The organism is Spirosoma spitsbergense DSM 19989 (genome assembly GCF_000374085.1).
Lineage (GTDB): Bacteria > Bacteroidota > Bacteroidia > Cytophagales > Spirosomataceae > Spirosoma > Spirosoma spitsbergense.
This window is the reverse complement of record NZ_KB893587.1, coordinates 1-18,682: the sequence shown is the minus strand read 5'-3', so window position 1 is coordinate 18,682 and position 18,682 is coordinate 1. Positions and strand designations below refer to the sequence as shown.

General features: G+C 48.4%; 16 protein-coding genes and 1 pseudogene. 8 read left to right on the top strand and 9 right to left on the bottom strand.

Annotated elements, in window-relative coordinates:
• The first annotated feature begins 183 nt into the window (after positions 1-183).
• Positions 184-2,469, top strand: coding sequence for a sodium-translocating pyrophosphatase (locus tag B157_RS36155; RefSeq protein WP_020606608.1), 2,286 nt, complete (start codon positions 184-186; stop codon positions 2,467-2,469).
• Between the two features lie 171 nt (positions 2,470-2,640).
• Here B157_RS36155 and B157_RS0127895 read toward each other — a convergent pair whose 3' ends face one another.
• The 3 genes from B157_RS0127895 to B157_RS0127885 form a co-directional block, all read right to left on the bottom strand.
• On the bottom strand, positions 2,641-3,708 hold the full coding sequence (locus B157_RS0127895) for an efflux RND transporter periplasmic adaptor subunit (RefSeq protein ID WP_245565307.1): 1,068 nt from the start codon (positions 3,706-3,708) through the stop codon (positions 2,641-2,643).
• A gap of 395 nt (positions 3,709-4,103) precedes the next feature.
• Entirely contained in the window at positions 4,104-4,499 is a 396-nt protein-coding gene (locus tag B157_RS0127890) for a YtxH domain-containing protein (protein ID WP_020606606.1), read from the bottom strand.
• A 45-nt stretch (positions 4,500-4,544) separates the two neighbouring features.
• The gene (locus B157_RS0127885; RefSeq protein WP_026309009.1) at positions 4,545-4,796 is read right to left on the bottom strand and encodes a YtxH domain-containing protein; all 252 of its coding nucleotides are present in this window, start codon (positions 4,794-4,796) and stop codon (positions 4,545-4,547) included.
• A gap of 1,020 nt (positions 4,797-5,816) precedes the next feature.
• Between B157_RS0127885 and B157_RS0127880 the strand changes: the two genes are divergently transcribed.
• Together B157_RS0127880 and B157_RS0127875 are read left to right on the top strand one after the other, a co-directional pair.
• Positions 5,817-6,209, top strand: a complete 393-nt coding sequence (locus B157_RS0127880; RefSeq protein WP_026309008.1) for a response regulator — start codon at positions 5,817-5,819, stop codon at positions 6,207-6,209.
• An 82-nt stretch (positions 6,210-6,291) separates the two neighbouring features.
• The gene (locus tag B157_RS0127875) at positions 6,292-7,755 is read left to right on the top strand and encodes a sigma-54-dependent transcriptional regulator (RefSeq protein WP_020606603.1); all 1,464 of its coding nucleotides are present in this window, start codon (positions 6,292-6,294) and stop codon (positions 7,753-7,755) included.
• A 59-nt stretch (positions 7,756-7,814) separates the two neighbouring features.
• On the opposite strand, the gene B157_RS0127870 is transcribed toward B157_RS0127875, so the two are convergent.
• Positions 7,815-8,459, bottom strand: coding sequence for a porin family protein (locus B157_RS0127870; protein ID WP_026309007.1), 645 nt, complete (start codon positions 8,457-8,459; stop codon positions 7,815-7,817).
• 450 nt (positions 8,460-8,909) lie between these two features.
• Here B157_RS0127870 and B157_RS0127865 point away from each other — a divergent pair, with 450 nt between their 5' ends.
• The 3 genes from B157_RS0127865 to B157_RS0127855 all read left to right on the top strand — a co-directional run bounded on the left by B157_RS0127865 (position 8,910) and on the right by B157_RS0127855 (position 12,440).
• Positions 8,910-9,329 (top strand): response regulator, encoded by a 420-nt coding sequence (locus B157_RS0127865; protein ID WP_020606601.1) that lies wholly within the window; start codon positions 8,910-8,912, stop codon positions 9,327-9,329.
• 104 nt (positions 9,330-9,433) lie between these two features.
• Entirely contained in the window at positions 9,434-10,900 is a 1,467-nt protein-coding gene (locus B157_RS0127860; protein ID WP_020606600.1) for a hybrid sensor histidine kinase/response regulator, read from the top strand.
• 208 nt (positions 10,901-11,108) lie between these two features.
• Entirely contained in the window at positions 11,109-12,440 is a 1,332-nt protein-coding gene (locus B157_RS0127855) for a glycoside hydrolase family 88/105 protein (RefSeq protein ID WP_020606599.1), read from the top strand.
• Between the two features lie 205 nt (positions 12,441-12,645).
• On the opposite strand, the gene B157_RS0127850 is transcribed toward B157_RS0127855, so the two are convergent.
• The 4 genes from B157_RS0127850 to B157_RS0127835 all read right to left on the bottom strand — a co-directional run bounded on the left by B157_RS0127850 (position 12,646) and on the right by B157_RS0127835 (position 15,942).
• Positions 12,646-13,083 carry a nuclear transport factor 2 family protein gene (locus B157_RS0127850; RefSeq protein WP_020606598.1) on the bottom strand — a complete coding sequence of 146 codons (438 nt, stop codon included), beginning with the start codon at positions 13,081-13,083 and terminating at the stop codon, positions 12,646-12,648.
• Positions 13,084-13,235: 152 nt separating this feature from the next.
• Positions 13,236-13,820: a LutC/YkgG family protein gene (locus tag B157_RS0127845; RefSeq protein WP_020606597.1), complete on the bottom strand. Its 585-nt coding sequence runs from the start codon at positions 13,818-13,820 to the stop codon at positions 13,236-13,238.
• Complete coding sequence (locus B157_RS0127840) at positions 13,817-15,193, bottom strand: lactate utilization protein B (protein WP_020606596.1); 1,377 nt, start codon at positions 15,191-15,193, stop codon at positions 13,817-13,819. The genes B157_RS0127845 and B157_RS0127840 overlap by 4 nt, the downstream gene beginning before the upstream one ends.
• 14 nt (positions 15,194-15,207) lie before the next feature.
• Positions 15,208-15,942 carry a (Fe-S)-binding protein gene (locus B157_RS0127835; protein ID WP_026309005.1) on the bottom strand — a complete coding sequence of 245 codons (735 nt, stop codon included), beginning with the start codon at positions 15,940-15,942 and terminating at the stop codon, positions 15,208-15,210.
• Between the two features lie 164 nt (positions 15,943-16,106).
• On the opposite strand from B157_RS0127835, the gene B157_RS0127830 reads away from it, so the two are divergent.
• Both B157_RS0127830 and B157_RS0127825 read left to right on the top strand, forming a co-directional pair.
• A complete protein-coding gene (locus B157_RS0127830; RefSeq protein ID WP_020606594.1) occupies positions 16,107-17,225 on the top strand; it encodes a glycoside hydrolase family 88/105 protein in 1,119 nt (372 codons plus the stop codon).
• A gap of 82 nt (positions 17,226-17,307) precedes the next feature.
• Entirely contained in the window at positions 17,308-18,396 is a 1,089-nt protein-coding gene (locus B157_RS0127825; protein WP_020606593.1) for a GntR family transcriptional regulator, read from the top strand.
• A gap of 66 nt (positions 18,397-18,462) precedes the next feature.
• Here B157_RS0127825 and B157_RS40170 read toward each other — a convergent pair.
• Positions 18,463-18,682 (bottom strand): annotated as a pseudogene (locus tag B157_RS40170) (IS256 family transposase); the annotation flags it as partial.

Below are 18,682 nucleotides of genomic sequence, written 5' to 3'. Positions count from 1 at the left end.
TACGTAACTACTACCGTACTTACAAATAATCAATTACTTTGCCTTCGATTCCTGATGAATCTCTTATAAAAAACGTAGTTTTCCTTAAAAAAAGTCAACCTATATGGCTGGCACGTTGGGTTATGCGTGCTCAGATTCTATCTTTGCGGGCAATTTACCTATTTCAACCAGTTAATAAATCGCATGAACAATAGTCTTTACATCGTCCCTTTTCTGGGTTTGGTGGGCCTGGCGGTAATGATTGCCAAGTTTAGTTGGGTGAACCGGCAGGATGCCGGCGACGCCCGAATGCAGGAGATAGCCGGTTACATTGCCGACGGCGCTATCGCCTTTTTAAAAGCCGAATGGCGGGTCCTTATTATTTTCGGTGTTATCGTTGCCGCGATACTGTCATTTGCCGGTTCGCAGGTAGCAAACTCACACTGGTTCATTGGTATTGCGTTCGCTTTCGGTGCGTTTACCTCAGCCTTTGCCGGGTATATCGGCATGAAAGTAGCTACTAAAGCCAACGTGCGTACTGCCCAGGCAGCCCGCACCAGCCTGACCCGTGCTTTAGACGTGTCATTTACAGGCGGTTCAGTAATGGGTATTGGCGTGGCCGGACTCGCGGTACTGGGGCTGAGCGTTCTGTTTATTTTTCTGTATAACTATTTCGTTGCCAACACAGGTGGAGCCTTTGGGGATGTAAACGGTGTTCCGATGGAGCGTGCGCTTGAAGTGCTGGCCGGTTTCTCCCTTGGAGCGGAATCCATTGCGTTGTTTGCCCGTGTGGCGGGTGGTATCTACACCAAAGCGGCCGATGTAGGGGCTGACCTCGTGGGTAAAGTAGAAGCCGGTATCCCCGAAGACGACCCCCGCAATCCAGCCACTATTGCCGATAACGTGGGGGATAACGTGGGCGACGTTGCAGGTATGGGTGCCGACTTATTTGGTTCCTATGTTGCTACGATTCTGGCCACCATGGTACTGGGCCGCGAAATACGGATTCCTGCCGATGTTAATATAATGGGCCATGCGCCCATCGTGTTACCCGTTCTGATTGCGGGTATGGGCCTGATTTTCTCGATTCTTGCCTGTTACCTGGTTCGGGTAAAAGACGACAACGGTAATGTGCAGGGTGCCTTGAACCTGGGTAACTGGGGGTCAATTGTTCTGACACTGATTGCGTCTTACTTTCTGGTTGGGGCCGTATTGCCGGATACAACGATGGAGATTCGGGGTGTTGAGTTTACGCGGATGGACGTATTCTTCGCTATTGTAACGGGTTTGGTTGTGGGGGCGCTGATGTCGACTATTACTGAATATTACACGGCGATGGGCAAACGCCCGGTGCTGAGTATTATCCGGCAGTCTGCTACGGGTGCCGCTACCAACATCATCGGTGGTCTGGCCGTTGGGATGGAATCCACGGTACTGCCAATTCTGGTGCTGGCGGCTGGCATTTACACCTCCTATCACTTTGCCGGATTGTATGGCGTCGCTATCTCGGCCGCTGGTATGATGGCTACTACGGCCATGCAGCTGGCCATTGATGCCTTCGGGCCGATTGCCGATAACGCGGGTGGTATTGCCGAAATGAGTTACCTGCCCGAAGAGGTTCGGGGCCGTACCGACATTCTGGATGCGGTGGGAAACACAACGGCTGCTACCGGTAAAGGCTTTGCTATTGCATCGGCTGCATTAACAGCCCTTGCTCTGTTTGCTGCCTTCGTCGGTATTTCGGGTATTTCGGCCATCGATATTTACAAAGCCGACGTGCTGTCTGGTTTGTTTGTGGGGGCTATGATTCCGTTCATCTTTTCGTCGCTGGCAATTGCTGCGGTGGGTCGTGCCGCTATGGCGATGGTAGAAGAAGTACGCCGTCAGTTCCGCGAAATTCCGGGTATCATGGAAGGAACCGGCAAACCCGAATACGAGAAGTGTGTGGCTATTTCGACACAGGCTTCTATTCGTGAGATGGTTTTACCGGGGGCTATTGCCCTGACCGTGCCCGTTATCGTAGGCTTCATCTTCGGCCCCGAAGTACTGGGCGGTTTGCTGGCGGGTGTAACGGTATCGGGCGTGCTGATGGGTATTTTCATGAACAATGCCGGCGGTGCCTGGGATAACGCCAAGAAGTCGTTCGAGAAGGGCGTAATGATTAACGGCGAGATGTACTATAAAAAATCGGAGCCACACAAAGCTTCGGTAACGGGCGATACAGTGGGCGACCCTTTCAAGGATACCTCCGGCCCGTCCATGAACATCCTGATTAAACTGATGTCGATTGTGTCGCTGGTTATTGCTCCTTACATCGCCGTGCAGTCGTCCGAAATTCCGGGTTATAATCTGGAAGGTAAGGAAGCCGCTGGTACGGAGTTGCCACTGGAAGAGTCAACCGCGGCCGATAATAATAAAGTAAGTACTCCCAACAAGGATTCTGTCCAGTATCCTCTGGATCAGAACGGGAGTAAAAAAACTCAGGAATAAGTTGAAAGCAATAAAGTAACGTCTATCAAGTCGAAGCCGGTCATTGACAAAGTACCTGGTTCGACTTCGATGGGCTAACGTAAGGCTTCGTAAAGAACAGGCCGTATATAACAGGTGATTCGTAAAGAATTCCTGTTGTATACGGCCTGACTCGTTATGGTGCGTTGGGAATTAATTTCCCAGCGCGTTATAAATCAACAGTGTATTCGTTGTAACAACCCGGTTTCCAGGGGCTAATCCGCCGGAAATATACGTTTTAGGCCCAATTGATTTATAGATGTCTACCTCGCGCACAAGCGGCTGGTTTTTCTCGTTGACCATAACCACAAAGTTACGGTTCTTATCGAATACCAACGATTTAGACGGGATTGCCACCCGCTTGTCCTGCCCGGCGTAAACAACGCTTACGTTCGCAAACATTTCTGGTTTCAGTAGATAATTGGCCGGTCCGACGCTTTGGTTTTCGAGCGTAACCCGAACCTTCAGCGTCTTACTGTCGGGGTCTAAAACATTAAAGATTTTATCAATCCGGCCATGAAAAATTTTGTCCGGGTAGGAGAGTGTCGTAATGGTAGCCTGGTCGCCTTGTTTTACATTCGCCAAATCGGACTCATACACGTTTGCCAGTACCCATACATGGTCTAGGTTTGAGATGGTAAATAAATTCTCCGGGTCATCGGAACGAAGTTCCATCCCCTGCGAGGCTGATTTCTCGACGATGAAGCCACTCATCGGTGCTTTTACATAATAGACGGAGCCATTCCCCCCAACAATCCTCCGTCGCTCATTTACCCGGTTTACTTCACCCTTGGCCGCTTGCAGTTGTTCTCTGCTGGCTACCATGTCGCGCTGCGAGCTGAAGCCCGCTTTTGTCATGTCATCCGTTATCTGCTGATTTTTCTGCGCTACTGCCAGTTCTCCTCTGGCCGCAACGCTTTGCTGCTCCAGATCGGCCAGGTCGCCGGAACGGATAACAGCCAGCGTCTGGCCTTTCCTGACGTAATCGCCCAGGTCGGCTTTTAGTGTTTCGATGTGACCGCCCACCAACGGAAACACTTTGACGACCTGATCCTGATTGAAGGTGATTTTACCGGTTAAATTCAATTCATTACGGGCATTCTCGAAGGTAGCCGTATCGAAGGTAGCTGTGGCGAGCAGATTAGTTTCCTGACGGGCTTTGGGCGGATTCGTTTCGTCTGCTTGTTTGGCCGAACTCCCGCACCCACTCAGGCTAGCCATGAGAAAAAGGCTACCCATAATTACCAAAGCCCCCCGAAACAGATGTGTGTCGTTTTTGCTATAAACTGAATGGATGTCGGCGGATACTCTATAACACGATGGCCCGGAATAATATAAATGTTTATTCCGGGCCATTCCCAGCCAGTTACAGAATCTAAAATAAACGTAAGCGAACGGGTACTTTTTCATGTTATCGAACAAGACGTAGCTATTGATAATCTTCCCATAAATTGGGCAGGAAGTACTACATACAAAAGTCCGCAACGTTAATTAAAGGCTCCTTAAAGCAACGTTAAAAGATAATTAAACCCCTTTAAATAGGGCAGCCCCACCAGATGTTATCCAGTGGGGCTGTTATTTATTCAGAATCGTTGAGTAAATCGGGGAACGTTGTTTTAGTTCACCTTGATCGATGGTTTATCGGCATCAATTTCGTTCTTGGCATCATTGGCAAGTTCATCTACCTTATCGTTGTACTGCTCTTTCTTCTGCCCGTACTGATCTTTCAATTGCTCTTTGCCTTTGTTGATGGCTGTTTGCGCCTGATCTTTCAGTTGATCATACTGCTCTTTAGCCTTGTCGGTGTATTGGTTCACCTGAGTTTTGGCCTGTTCCAGACCGTCTTTGACCTGTACTACTCCTTTCTCCCACTGGTCCTTAAGGTCACCCGTGCGCTTATTGGCTTCTTCGGTTAGCTTATCGCGTGTTTCTTTCCCGCTACGTGGGGCGGTCAGAATTCCAATAACGACCCCTGTAATAATACCTGTAATAAAATCTCTTGTGCTTCTCATAATTATGGCTGTTTTAGGTAAGTCTAAATCCGGAGAAATAAGGATCTATTTTTTGATTTTTTTCTTGGTCTGGTTAACCAAATCCTGCGTTTTTTCGGTAGTTGAATCAACGTAATCGTTGTACTGTTCCTTTATACTATCCAGGCCATTCTGTAATTGATCCTGGAGGTCTTTGAAGAACGAATCCGACTCCGACGAAATACGTTTGCGGGTCTTCTTGCCGCTTTCGGGCGCCATCAATATACCTACTACAGCTCCGAACGCTAATCCAACTAAAATTCCTGGTAGTGACTTCATGGTTTCTGACTTTTGTGAATGACTCATCGTTTAAATATAACTTATTAGTAGAAAATACTGTACCATTTATTTGAAAAAATCTATAATCAATTGTTATGTAAGTACTTACGTGATAGGATTCATCATCGTCAATGCCCTTGAACTGAGGATTTTTCTCTACAATCACGTCCACGTTTTACGCAACAGTTCCGAGCTGGAAGGGTAGTTGACTGGAAAGTAAAACACTTTTCTTACGGCTACAAGCCGAAACTGCTTCTACATGAAAATCCCCGCGCTCAAACTGGCGCAGGGATTATGTACCCACCGTAACTTGTACTTAACCTAAAATATGTTCACACGGAATAATCCGTTTCTGTTAGTCTTTACCGATTATGACAATCGTGATGGAAAAGAATAAATACCTTGTCCCACACCAGCCACAGTATAAGAGTTAAATGACAACAGGTATCACAATAACCAGCAAACTGTGAATCACACTATCGCTTACAAGGCCAACTCCCGGGACAGTTGAAAACTATTTGACAGATAGAGCAACTGGATGGGAAATGGTTTTTTTCGTCGTACTTGTTGAGTAAATCAGAATTTAGCTATCTCGCAACCAGTAAACCAAGTAGAAAAAGTTATGCCAATGTTTTGCAAAACGTGCTTTCCTGTAATACAACCCTATGTAGTCGCTTGTAAATGAGGAATTAGTTATGTTTTAATGAACTATCTGGATGAAGACAGAAAGGAACACACGCTGGTAAGAATGTAGATAAATTTCTACATACGTAGAATAAGCGGGGAAAAATGACGCGATATATCCCGACAGGCCAGCCCATTTCCGTGAGATCTACAAATAAGTTAGTGCTCATATAGTCCTCTGCAACCAATTATTGTGCATTAATAAGTAGGATTGTCTGAAAATAGGGTTACAGTTTTAAGTTTCGGCACATATTTTACTATGTATATTATACATAGGATGACCAAAAAAAGTGAAGAGCCGTGACGAGTACATCAATAGCATCAATGATAAGTAGCGTGGAAAAAAAATATGGACCCCTCCTCAGTGCATCGTCAAAACGGGTATTGATTGTCGATGATGAAACAGATATATGCTTACTGCTGTCAGGATTGTTACGGCGATTAGGGTACCAGCCTACCTGCGCTCATTTCATCGAAGAAGGCCGACAGTGCCTGCACACACAGCAATTCAGTGCCGTTTTTCTGGATTTAAATCTACCCGATGGACTGGGTTTTGATCTACTGCCCATTATAAAAGAAGATCAGGTTGCGGCCAGGGTAATTATGATTAGTGCGTTCGACGGGCAGGCCGAGCGACGGAGGGCCACTGAACAGGGAGCCGATTATTTTATTGGTAAACCATTCACCCGTCGTTCCGTTGAGATGGCTTTGCAAACCACTCAGGTTTGAGTAACTTTGTTCATACGCCTGAGTCAGTTTATTCGTTTTTATTGTGCGATAGAAACTGACTGAATATGTTCAAAGTCTCTTCATGGAAAAAATTCTGATTATTGACGATAATAACGATATATGCCTGCTGCTGGAGCGTTTTCTGAGCAAGCAGGGCTATAAAACAGTGTCGGTACAGCGTGGCGATGATGGTCTGGTTCTATTACGGAAAGAAGCGTTTGAGTTAGTAATATGTGATTTCAAACTTCCTGACATAAATGGCCTGGAGATGTTGCGCCGAATTAAGGTCATGCACCCCTCCACTGCCGTTATTATTATTACCGGGTACTCCGATGTTCGGATGGCTGTACAAACGGTTAAACATGGTGCCTACGACTATGTAACCAAGCCCCTTTATCCCGACGAAATACTGTATACCATAAAGGCCGCCCTCGAACGGCGCTGTCAGTCGTTAAACCAGGGCAAGGAATCAACCGATGCTTCGGGTGCTGCCAAAGGGAATTCGGTCAGGTCTCTCTCTGGTAAATCCACGTTAACATCCGACGGTAAACGATTCATATTCGGCAAAAGCCGGGCTGCCGAACAACTTCAGAAACACATCGATTTGATTGCCCCCACCGATATGTCCGTCATCATTACGGGTGAAACGGGAACGGGAAAGGAATTTGTGGCAAACGCCATTCACCTTAAAAGCAAGCGTTCTGCCAAACCTTTTGTCGCTATCGATTGTGGTGCGTTAGGAAAGGAACTGGCTGGTAGTGAGTTGTTTGGTCACCTGAAGGGCTCGTTCACAGGCGCTATGACCGATAAGGCAGGTAGCTTTGAATTTGCTGACGGAGGGACGATTTTCCTGGACGAGATTGGAAATTTGTCGTACGATAACCAGATTAAACTACTACGCGTATTACAGGAACGTAAAATACGGCGCATTGGCAGTAATCAGGACATACCGGTCGATGTACGGATTATTGTTGCTACCAATGAAGACCTTCGGGAAGCCGTTCGGCAGGGTAAATTCCGGGAGGATATATACCACAGAATTGCCGAATTTGAGATTCACTTGTCGCCTTTACGCGAACGAAAGGCGGACATTATGATCTTTGCCGAGCACTTCCTGGAATCGGCCAACGTCCAACTGGAGAAAGATATCCTCGGGTTTGAAGAAGAAGCCAAAGAAAAATTGAAAGAGTATTACTGGCATGGCAACCTGCGTGAGCTACATAATGTAGTGAAACGGGCCGTTCTGCTAACTCAGGGCGATTATATTGAGGCTGATGTGTTGCCCCAGGAAATTATGTCGCCCCAGTATTTTACACAACAGGAAACGCCTGCTGTTCAGATCAGTTACGACCCGGCAAGGCCGGGAGTTCCCGTCTTCTCTCAGTCGGCTGCCAACCTAAAATCAGTGTCTGAAAATGCCGAGCGGGCCGCTATTCTGAAAGTGCTGGAGAAGACAGGATACAACAAGACCAAGGCGGCCGAAGTACTCAATATTGATCGTAAAACGCTTTACAATAAGTTAAAAGCGTACGATATTCATTTGTGATACTAATCGAGTGATTGAATAAACCAGACTTGGCTATTCAATCACTCAATCATTCAGTATTAATTTAGGCTAAACCCAACCGAGAGTAAGCCTACACCATTTTTGGCATTTCCCAGTAATGTCTTAGCGGCACCACTAGTTGCAATCTGCTGTAGTCCCTGTTCGTACCGGGCCCCAATAAACGCCTTACCGAAATAGAGATTTATTCCCCCTGCCAGGCCGTAATCGACTTTATTGAAGTTGTCGCGGTTAATTGCGCTCGTCCCCGTGCCGAAATCTCCGTTGGAATTAATATTCGAGTTGAGCAGGTAAGATACGTAAGGTCCTACCTGCAATTCAACGGCCTGACCTAGTTTGAAGGTAGCCAGGACAGGAAGCTCGGCATAATTGAGCCTGAACGTGTTCGTCCCGTTGAAACCAAGAACATTGTAATTTGCCGATGCTCCTTTGGTCATGTAGAGCAATTCCGGCTGGATGGCAAAAAATTCACCGGCAGGTATCTGCGTGAAAACACCCAGGTGAAAACCAATACGCTCCTTCTTGCTGTTAACTCCCTGACTATCATAAAAAAGAGAACTGGCGTTCAGCCCCCCTTTTATACCAACCCGCGTAATACCCTGGGCTACGGCATCCGATGAATTTAACGTAAAAATTCCCGTCGTAAGAACGGTAACCATGAGCAACATTTTAACTGACTTTTTCATATCATTTGCTGAGTAATAAAAACAAAACATATGTGTACTGTTTTTGCTTAACATCAACTCAAATTCATGCCAAAACAGCCGTATTGACAAATTTTTGCGCTATCTACTTCATTTTATGGTGATTATGCCAGAGTTTGCTGGTCTGGATGATCGGAGTTTTATAGCAAAGCGAGTAAGAAATTCCCCAACCTGTAGATGCAAACGTTCAAGTGATGCCGTAAGGGTAGCGTGAATTTATTGCCTGGGAAACGCTTATTTACTATTTTATAGACACATAAGTCAGTATTACAGATGATGTTTTTGACTAATTTTGGGGTGGAGTGGACTTCTGAATTTGCTGTTATCAGTTTTATACCAATGAAGTTCACTCAAATCATTTACAGGCTATCCCTGTAAATTAATCGGTAGCTGTCGTTACCGGGTATGCACCGTAAAATAATACTTAAATCAATGACTATTCTGATTGCTGATGATGATACTGATGACCGACTTTTCATCGAAAAGGCATTTCGTCAGAACGGTTATACCCAGGCGATTACATTCGTTGAGGATGGGGAGGAACTGATGGAGTATTTGTATCGCTACGGTCGGTACAACGAACAAAATGCCCCCTGGCCTAATCTGTTGATTTTAGACTTGAATATGCCCCGGAAAAATGGCTTTCAGGCACTGGGCGAAATCAAAGATGACCCGAAGCTGCGCCGATTGCCTGTGGTTGTCATGACGACTTCTTCTGCCGACGAAGATGTACTGAAAACCTATAATCTCGGCGTTAATTCGTTTGTAACGAAGCCATTTAATTTTAACCGTCTGGTAGAAATGGTCGATGCGTTAAAAACGTATTGGCTGGATACTGTCAAATTGCCGTAAATACATCTTACCCCGTTGGGCATTAAAGCGTTTATGGTTTCCTCTGGTTGCGTAAACTGTTTATTTGCCATCAATTAGATTGCCTGTTACCTATATTACCTGTTATGGCTAACCTCAATAGTACTGAGAAGGAAGAAACGATTAGCATTCTCTTGATTGAAGATGACGAAGATGACTATCTGCTCACAAAAGCCCTGGTTTCAGCGAAAGAAAACGCATCGATCAGGCTAGATTGGGTGGATAGCTACGAACTAGCCATACCGGCCATTAACAAAAAGCAACACGATGTTTATCTGGTCGATTACCGGCTAGGCCCCTACACCGGAATCGATATTATTCAGGAAGCGTTCAGGCTTGGATGCAGAGCACCGATGATTTTATTGACGGGGCAGGATGACCTGACCATTGACCAGTCGGCGCTGGAGTTGGGTGCTGCCGATTATCTGGTGAAAGGTCGTATTGATGCCCAGCTTCTGGGGCGTAGTATTCGCTACGCGCTCCGGCAGGCCAGTGTGTTGGCGGAGGTGGCACTGAAGGAAAATAAATACCGTACGCTGTTTGAACGTTCCATCGATGCTATTTTCGTTGCCAATGACCAACTGCATTTTCAGGATGCCAATTCGTCGATTGAGCGGTTGCTGGGATACACGCGGGAAGAATTACTGTACCTGAACCCCGCCCGGCTTTTTGATGATTTGAATCAACTGCGTAATCTGCGTTTCAACGTCCGTGAGTATGGCCAGATCAAGGACTTCGAAGCAACACTGATCAATAAAAACAAGCACAAACGGGTTTGCCTGATTTCGGTCTGGTCTGTAGAAGATGTTGTTGGCTATCCTAAATGGTATCAGGGAATTGTACGGGATATTACCGATCAGAAGCGCGCTCAGCAAGACCTGATCATGGCCGAAAAGCTGAGCATGACCGGCAAAATTGCCCGTAGTATCGCGCATGAGGTTCGTAATCCACTAACTAATCTGAGCCTGGCACTGGAGCAGCTTAAAGATGAACTGGATACCGATAATGAATACGTAACCATGTTTACGGATATCATCGGGCGTAATGTGAATCGTATTGGGTTGCTGATTACCGAAATGCTCAATTCATCCAAACCGCGTGATCTGGATCGAAAAAAGCAGGACTTTAATCTAATTGTCAAAGAAACCTTACAACTCGTCAGCGACCGAATCAAGCTGAAACGGATGCGGCTGGAAACCCAGTTTTCGGCTGAGGATTGCAATGCGCTGCTCGATAGGGATCAGGTTAAAACTGCCCTGCTGAACATCCTGGTCAATGCCGTTGAAGCTATGGAGGAAGGCAGGGGGATATTATCCGTCCGGACGTTTTGCGTCGATTCTAACCGGTTATGCGTGGAAGTGAGCGATAATGGTGGTGGTATCAACGAAGCGCACCGGCAACGGCTGTTCGATCCTTTTTTTACGGGCAAATCGGGCGGTATGGGCCTTGGGTTGACCGCCACCCAAAACATCATCAATAGCCACAAAGGCTCCATCGAGGTCGATAGTCAGGTCGATAAAGGAACTACGTTCCGATTATACTTCCCCAAGTAACGAGGGCCGGTCCGGCCGGGGTAAAATCAGTTCATGGATGGCTTAGCTCATTGGGTGCCGCGCTGGTAACCGAAAAGGGTATGCCTCCTAAACTATTTACTTATTCAGATAATCTGATACATTACCCTTAACTCGTTCCATAGCCTTTACTATGTCTGTTTCTTCGAGTAACCTCTGCTTTTCAGTCTTGCTTTCTGGTTTAGTTACCGTGGTTTCACTCCTGGGGGGAGCACTCCAGGCCCAACCGGCTAAACTCAAAGCCAATGATTCGACTACGCCCCTGCACCTGCTACAACCCGATTACCCTGTTCCGTACGGACAACCTAAAATTGAGGAAGTGACGGGAGTGATTCGTCGGATTTATACCTATCTGGACGCCAACACACCCACGCAGCTTATTGATAGAGAGACGAAGAAAGACCTGGTGCCGGGGGGCACGTTCAATCCGAATGCTGTTTTTAAACCGGGCGATTTTCGGCTTGTCAGTTATGAGTGGGGCGTTACGTACGCGGGGATGCTGGCGGCTAGTGAAGCTACCGGTGATGCCCGCTATGCCGGGTATACCAACAAACGCCTTCAGTTTATTGCCGAACAGGTTCCTTATTTTCGCGCTCAGGTGCTGGCAGATCCAAACGCCAACACACCCATGCGGGGCGTCCTGGCACCGCATGCGCTCGACGATGCCGGGGCTATGTGTGCTGCCATGATCAAGGCCAGTAGGGCGGGGGGTGTTAAGGCTGATTTAAAACCCCTGATCGACAATTATATCAACTATATCCAGACAAAAGAATTCCGGCTGGCTGATGGCACGCTGGCCCGAAATCGTCCCCAACCCAACACGCTCTGGCTCGACGATTTATTCATGAGTGTGCCCGCTCTGGCGCAAATGGGGAAACTGACGGGGGATAAAAGGTATTATGACGAAGCCGTAAAACAGGTTACGCAGTTTGCCAAACGGATGTTCAACGCCCAGAAAGGGCTGTATATGCACGGTTGGGTTGAAGGAATGGCCGTGCATCCGGAGTTTCACTGGGGTCGCGCTAATGGCTGGGGTATTCTAACGGCGGTGGAGCTACTGGACGTACTGCCCGAAGACCACCCCGGGCGACCGGCTATTCTTGATTTGCTGAAAGCACACGCCCGAGGATTGGCCGCTCAGCAATCGGGTACCGGTTTCTGGCATCAACTGCTCGACCGCAATGACACGTATCTGGAAACATCAGCCACGGCTATTTACGTATATGCTTTTGCGCGGGCTATTAATCGGGGATGGCTCGACCCACTGGCTTACGCGCCGGCAACGCTATTAGGCTGGAATGCGGTATCCACTAAAGTTACTCAGGGCGGACAGGTGGAAGGTGTTTGTGTGGGTACCGGTATGGGGTTCGACCCGGCCTTTTACTACTACCGGCCCATCAATGTCTATGCTGCCCATGGCTACGGCCCGGTCATGCTGGCGGGCGCTGAAGTCATCAACATGCTGAAAAAACACACGTTTGAAATCAATGACAGTTCATTGCAGATGACGCAGGCTAAGTAGAAGTCTAATTGTAACTAACCTAACGTTGTGCATAGACCAGTTTGCCTTTTAACCTCCGAAGAAAGAGAGTACCGGGCAGGTGAGTTCAGGAAGGTTAGCCGTTAATAACCCATTATGTTTGTTTATTAATACGTTTTATCATAGGTTATATCGGATAAGTCCACCAGATGTCTGGTGGACTTATTTAGTGTTTGTGGCATCCAGTTTAGATTTTTACTGCCTGCCGTGCCAGAAGCTGCCAATTTCCTTTCTGTTTAATCCAGACCAATAAAACGCTCAGGTGAGCCTGTCCTGGCTTACCATTGTTGAGCGTGTCGGCCGAAAGGTTGTGCCGAACGAGAGCGGTGTTATCGACTATAGTGATGGTTTGGTCAGTGAGATTAATGCTGACAAAATCGGAAGCACCACTGATGAGGGCTTCGACAAAGGCTGCTTTGTTTTCCAGTTTTCCTGTCGAATGCCCGTACGTTAACTGGTCGGCAGCCAGGGCTTCCAGCTTGGCTTTGTCGGGGTTAATCATCAGCAGGCGCATTTGCTCAACGGCCTTGCCAATGGCTCCCTCGTCTTTCGACTGGGCTATGCTGTTGACGGAGAGTAAACTGCAAAAGGCAACAAGGGTAAATAAAAGGGTTTTTCTGTGCATGGTTAATAGGGATTATTTAATAGAATGACCGTTTGGAGATCATTTCTACTCAAAAAGTAAAAACCACTGAATTTTACCATAAGGCCACCAGGGTTCTTCTCTTTCATATAATTCCCGTTTCGTTTAGCTAAAACATACGTTGCCGTATTCTTTCAGGGAAGAATGCAAACCAAAAGCGACCGGGCACCGTGCGCACCGATAACCAGACTTTGCTCGATGTCGGCGGTTTTGGACGGGCCGCAGATGAACGTACCGAACCCGGTAGCATCAACCTGTATCTGCTTGTAGGCATCGTGCATATTTGGAACAATGGTAGACTGACGGATGATAATCACCAGCTGTTGCGTAATCATGGGTACTACACGTTGCGGTAACTGATGTTCATCGACCCAGATAGCTGCGTTTTCGGCCACGGCTAGGGGCCCCTCGATGATAGCCAGATTGAGCCCCGCCAATTCGTGTGGGTCAGCCACATCCAGTTTCATATCCGAAAGACTTGCCAGGGCCGGAACCGTGGTCGCTATGCTGGACAGGCCAATGTATTGCTCCTGCAAATGTTTTTTAACCGCATCCATATCGGGGAGTAAAACCGCCGTGCCACCCACAAAGGTCAGGATATCGACAAACTGCCGGGTCAGGTCCGGGAAGGCCGATACGAATGTAAACTGGGTAGGCAGGGGCAATACGGAGGGCTGATTTGCCTTGATATTAGCCAGCATCTGATCGCGGGTGGTCATGATTTTTTGTTGTTGATGTACCAGTCACGGAAACTTTCAGCGGGTGGTTCGGGCATTTCACGCTGCGTGTACCAGGGATTGAACTTGTTTTCGACCGTAACCGGAGCGAACCGGAGTACGCCACGACCTATTTTACCGGCCATGCGGTATAACCGGGGCGACTCCAGCACGGTAGCCATCGTTTTCATGGCGGCTGTTTTGCTCCCCGGCCCGTAGCCTTCCTGCATCAGCACCTGACGCCATTTATAAAGCTGGTCGTGAATGTCAATCTTCACGGGGCAAACGTTGGAACAGGACCCGCAAAGCGTCGAGGCAAAGGGCAGATCGGCGTTTAGCTTCATATCCAGGTTAGGGGCCAGAATAGAGCCAATTGGCCCTGCAACGGCACTGTGGTAGCTGAAGCCGCCCGACCGGCGGTAAACGGGGCAGGTATTCAAACAGGCCGCGCATCGGATACACTTCAGCGAATTCCGGAAATCGGGCCGTCCCAGTTGTCGACTACGTCCATTATCAACAATGACGATGTGCATCTCCTGACCGGGGCGGGGCCGATGGAAGTGACTGGAGAACGTGGTGATAGGCTGCCCCGTGGCCGAACGGGCCAGTAAACGCAGGAAAACGCCCAGGTGCTCGGCACGGGGAATGACTTTTTCAAAGCCCATAGCTGCAATATGAACATCGGCCAGATGAACGCCCATATCGGCGTTGCCTTCGTTGGTACAAACCACAAATCCACCCGTTTCGGCAATGGCAAAATTAACGCCCGTAAGGGCTACTTTACGCGTCAGAAACGTGTCGCGCAGGTGCTGCCGGGCGGCTTCGGTCAGGTATTGTGGATCGGTGGCTCCGGCATCGGTGCCCAGGTGTTTGTGGAACGTATCGCCCACATCGGCTTTGGTCAGGTGAATAGCGGGCAATACGATGTGGGAGGGTGGTTCGCCCCGCAACTGCACAATGCGTTCGCCCAGGTCGCTGTCAATTACCTCAATGCCGTGCCGGGTCAGGTAGTCGTTCAGATGACATTCTTCCGTCAGCATGGATTTTGACTTAACCATGCGGTCGGCCCCGGCTTTCTGGATGATGCCGTGGACGATTTTGTTGTGTTCATCGGCATCAGCCGCCCAGTGAACGGTGATGCCGTTTTTGATGGCGTTCTGTTCAAACTGCTCCAGCAAGTCGTGCATGTTGGAGAGCGAATAATTTTTTATCTGCGACGCAGCTTCGCGTAACTGCTCCCATTCCGGCACCTGAGCCGCGGCCCGGTCGCGTTTGGTGCGTACAAACCAGAGCGTTTCATCATGCCAGTCAACCCGCGGTTCGTTCTTGTTGAACTCAATAGCCGCTCCCGCGTGATCTAAAGAAAGTTGATTCATTCCGTTGTTTCTGTTTATAGGGTAGCGGTTAGTATTTCAGCAATGTGCCGGACCTGCACGGTCGAATTAGCCCGTTTCAGAATCCCTTCCATGTGCATCAGGCAGGAAACGTCGACGCCGGTAATGTAGTGAACACCGTGGCGCAGGTGATCGGCCACCCGATCCTTACCCATCTTGGCCGATACGGCTTCTTCCGTTACACAGAAGGTGCCGCCAAATCCGCAACACTCGTCGCGCCGGTCGAGTTGTACCAGTTCCAGTCCATCAACCATACTCAATAGCTGACCGGGTTTGGAAAAGGGCGGGGCCATCAGTTCCGACATCTGTGCCAGGTGCAGGCCCCGCTGACCATGACAACTCTGGTGAAGGCCAACCCGGTAGGGGAATGCAGCCTCCAGTGTTTTTACCTGTACAACATCCGTCAGGAACTCGGTAAGTTCATAAATGCGGGAGCGAATGGCCGTAGCGGCTGTTTCGTTCGTTGCGTGCAGGTGGTGCTTTATGTGGAGCGTACAGCTTCCCGATGGCGAAACGATGTAATCGCAGTCGGCAAAGTTGCGGACGAAATTATCATTACAACCGCCCGTTAGGTGTTCGTAACCGGAATTGGCCATGGGTTGCCCACAGCAGGTTTGTTGCAGGGGATAGGTGACCGTACAGCCTACTTTTTCGAGTAGTTTCAGTGTGGCAATGGCCACCTGCGGGTAAAACTGGTCAATGTAGCAAGGAATAAATAAGCCAACGTTCATCATCTGTTTGGGCAAGACATACGTACAAAAGTACATTCTCCTATAAAACTAACCCGTCCTGTACTCTCCTATATATAAAGGAGGGTATATTTTAATCTCATACTACTTGTTCACTACAATTGTATGTTAATACCAGTTAATAAATCTGGGAAAACTGTTTTATCATGACTACGCTGACCACAGGCAACCGCTTTTTTTTTATGCTCCTGATTGGGAGCATGGTTGCTTTCACCCCCTCTGAACCAGGTATCTTTTCGCCTGATTACATCAAAGGCAGGATGTTGACGGTAGTAGACTGGCAACTGAAGAATCCGAAACATAAAACGACCAACTGGACCAACGGGGCCATGTATGCGGGCATCTTCGCGGCTTACGAAACGACGAAATCCCCCGTTGTACTTGATTCCCTGATGGCGATGGGAGAACGTACCAACTGGCAACCCGGTGCCCGTTATGACCACGCCGATGATATCGCCATCTGCCAGACTTACATTAATCTCTACCGACTCAAAAAAGACCGCCGGATGATTCAGCCAACCATCGATACGGTTCAGAAGATGAGCCGGGTGCCGGGTAGGGAGGTGGCAAATCATGGTATCAGGTGGTGGTGGTGCGATGCGCTGTTCATGGCCCCCCCGGTGCTGTGCCAGTTGGGCAACACCCTGAATCAGCCCGCCTACTTTGCGTTGAATGATTCGCTTTACCGCCAAACGTACGACCTGCTCTATAATAAGGAGCAACACCTGTTTGCACGTGATGCCAACTACCTCATTAACGCAGCGGGCGAAGGGAAAAAGGAAAGCAACGGGCAGAAAATATTCTGGTCGCGGGGGAATGGCTGGGTCATTGGCGGACTGGCCCTGCTGCTTCAGGAGTTACCCAAAAATCACCCGTCACGAAACGGGTACATTACCTTGTTCAAACAGATGAGTGAGCGTTTGCGGGGGCTTCAGCAGACCGATGGTCTATGGCGTTCCAGCCTGCTCGACCCGGCTGCCTTCCCCGGCGGTGAGGGCAGCGGCTCCGGTTTCGATTGCTACGCGCTGGCCTGGGGAATCAATCAGGGTATTCTGGACAAGAAAACATATCTTTCCGCCGTTCAGAAAGCCTGGACGGGTTTGAATACACTGGTGTCCCCGGAAGGCCGGGTGGGCTGGGTGCAACCCATCGGAGCGGATCCCCGGAAGAATTTCTCCGCCGACAGTTGGGAAGTATACGGCGCCGGGGCCTATCTGCTGGCCGGTTCGGAAGTGATAAAAATTCGGGAATTAAGTAAGTCATAAATCCTCTCGCAGTAACCGGGAAGGGCTGAGCCTGTGACGGTATCAAACCCTTCCCGAATCGACTATAAAAACAGGAATAGCTATGAGTGTGAAGCACCTTTCTCCATCTCAACGGCAAACGAGCGGATTCTTTGACGTTCAGCACAACGCGTCGGGGCCACTTTATCAACTTCAGTTCAATCCGAAAGACAAGACCCCCAAGTATAAACAAATTGTACAGTCGGTCATTACGGATATTGAACGGGGCGTGCTGAAAAACACCGAGCAGCTTCCGTCCATCAGTGAACTGAGCGTTGAATATTATCTGGCGCGCGACACGGTTGAGAAAGCCTATCGGGAACTGCGGGAACGGGGTTATATCACATCCGTACAGGGTAAGGGGTATTACGTGCAGGCCGACACAACGCCTAAGCTGAAAATACTGCTCATCTTTAACAAGCTTAGTTCGTATAAGAAAATTATTTATTACGCATTCCTGAATGCCCTCGGCGACAAAGCCACGGTCGATTTACAGATTCATCACTACAATGCCACTCATTTTCAGGAGATTATTCGAAAGAATCTGGGTAAGTACAATTATTACGTAGTGATGCCGCACTTCACCCAGGATGTAGATGAAGTTAATTACATCGACGTCCTGAAAACGATTCCGCCCCACGAACTGGTGCTGCTGGATAAAGACGTTCCACAACTTACCGATGCGCCGTTGAGTGTTTTTCAGCAATTCGACGCTGACATCTGCCAAGCGCTGGAAAAGGCGCATGACCTGTTAAAAAAGTACAGCCGGATGGTCCTTATTCTGCCCAGTGATGGCAATTATCCCACCGAAATAGCCCACGGTTTCCGTTCTTTCTGCATCAATTACGATAAGGTGTTTACGATAAAAGAAAACGCAGTAAATGAAACCCTGACGACTGGTACGGCTTATGTGGTCATTGAAGAAACGGACCTGTCGGAACTGGTTAAAAAAGTGCGGCAATCTCCCTACGCGCTGGGGCAGGAGATTGGTATCATCTCGTTCAATGAAACGACCCTGAAAGAACTGCTAAACATCACGGTGATCACCACCGATTTTGAAGCAATGGGAAACACGGCGGCTACTTTACTACTGGAGAACAAACGGGTAAAAGTGAAAAATCCTTTCTACATGATTTGTCGGGATTCGTTGTGAATGGAGCGATAGGGATTTTCCCCTTTGGTACTAACGGATGTGCTCGCTGAACTGTGTCAGCGGGGTTTAGTCGAAGCGATGGGCTTGAATGCGTTCGTCAAAGATAATACTGAATTGGTTAATCAACTCCTTCCAGTTATAGGTTGTCGTCTCCCACTTGGTGTGTAGGTTTTGGATCGTCAAATAGACCAACTTTTGCAGGGCTACGTCTGAGCTAAAAGCGCCTTTCGTTTTAGTCACTTTACGCAACTGACGGTGGTAGCCTTCGACGGTATTAGTCGTGTAC

What these genes read in the sequence shown, in the direction of transcription:
- B157_RS0127890 (WP_020606606.1), bottom strand. Translation starts at nt 4,499, where the DNA reads ATGAGAAGCACAAGAGATTTTATTACAGGTATTATTACAGGGGTCGTT.
- B157_RS0127895 (WP_245565307.1), bottom strand. Translation starts at nt 3,708, where the DNA reads ATGGCTAGCCTGAGTGGGTGCGGGAGTTCGGCCAAACAAGCAGACGAA.
- B157_RS0127870 (WP_026309007.1), bottom strand. Translation starts at nt 8,459, where the DNA reads ATGAAAAAGTCAGTTAAAATGTTGCTCATGGTTACCGTTCTTACGACG.
- B157_RS0127850 (WP_020606598.1), bottom strand. Translation starts at nt 13,083, where the DNA reads ATGCACAGAAAAACCCTTTTATTTACCCTTGTTGCCTTTTGCAGTTTA.
- B157_RS36155 (WP_020606608.1), top strand. Translation starts at nt 184, where the DNA reads ATGAACAATAGTCTTTACATCGTCCCTTTTCTGGGTTTGGTGGGCCTG.
- B157_RS0127825 (WP_020606593.1), top strand. Translation starts at nt 17,308, where the DNA reads ATGAGTGTGAAGCACCTTTCTCCATCTCAACGGCAAACGAGCGGATTC.
- B157_RS0127845 (WP_020606597.1), bottom strand. Translation starts at nt 13,820, where the DNA reads ATGACCACCCGCGATCAGATGCTGGCTAATATCAAGGCAAATCAGCCC.
- B157_RS0127840 (WP_020606596.1), bottom strand. Translation starts at nt 15,193, where the DNA reads ATGAATCAACTTTCTTTAGATCACGCGGGAGCGGCTATTGAGTTCAAC.
- B157_RS0127830 (WP_020606594.1), top strand. Translation starts at nt 16,107, where the DNA reads ATGACTACGCTGACCACAGGCAACCGCTTTTTTTTTATGCTCCTGATT.
- B157_RS0127835 (WP_026309005.1), bottom strand. Translation starts at nt 15,942, where the DNA reads ATGAACGTTGGCTTATTTATTCCTTGCTACATTGACCAGTTTTACCCG.
- B157_RS0127865 (WP_020606601.1), top strand. Translation starts at nt 8,910, where the DNA reads ATGACTATTCTGATTGCTGATGATGATACTGATGACCGACTTTTCATC.
- B157_RS0127860 (WP_020606600.1), top strand. Translation starts at nt 9,434, where the DNA reads ATGGCTAACCTCAATAGTACTGAGAAGGAAGAAACGATTAGCATTCTC.
- B157_RS0127885 (WP_026309009.1), bottom strand. Translation starts at nt 4,796, where the DNA reads ATGAAGTCACTACCAGGAATTTTAGTTGGATTAGCGTTCGGAGCTGTA.
- B157_RS0127875 (WP_020606603.1), top strand. Translation starts at nt 6,292, where the DNA reads ATGGAAAAAATTCTGATTATTGACGATAATAACGATATATGCCTGCTG.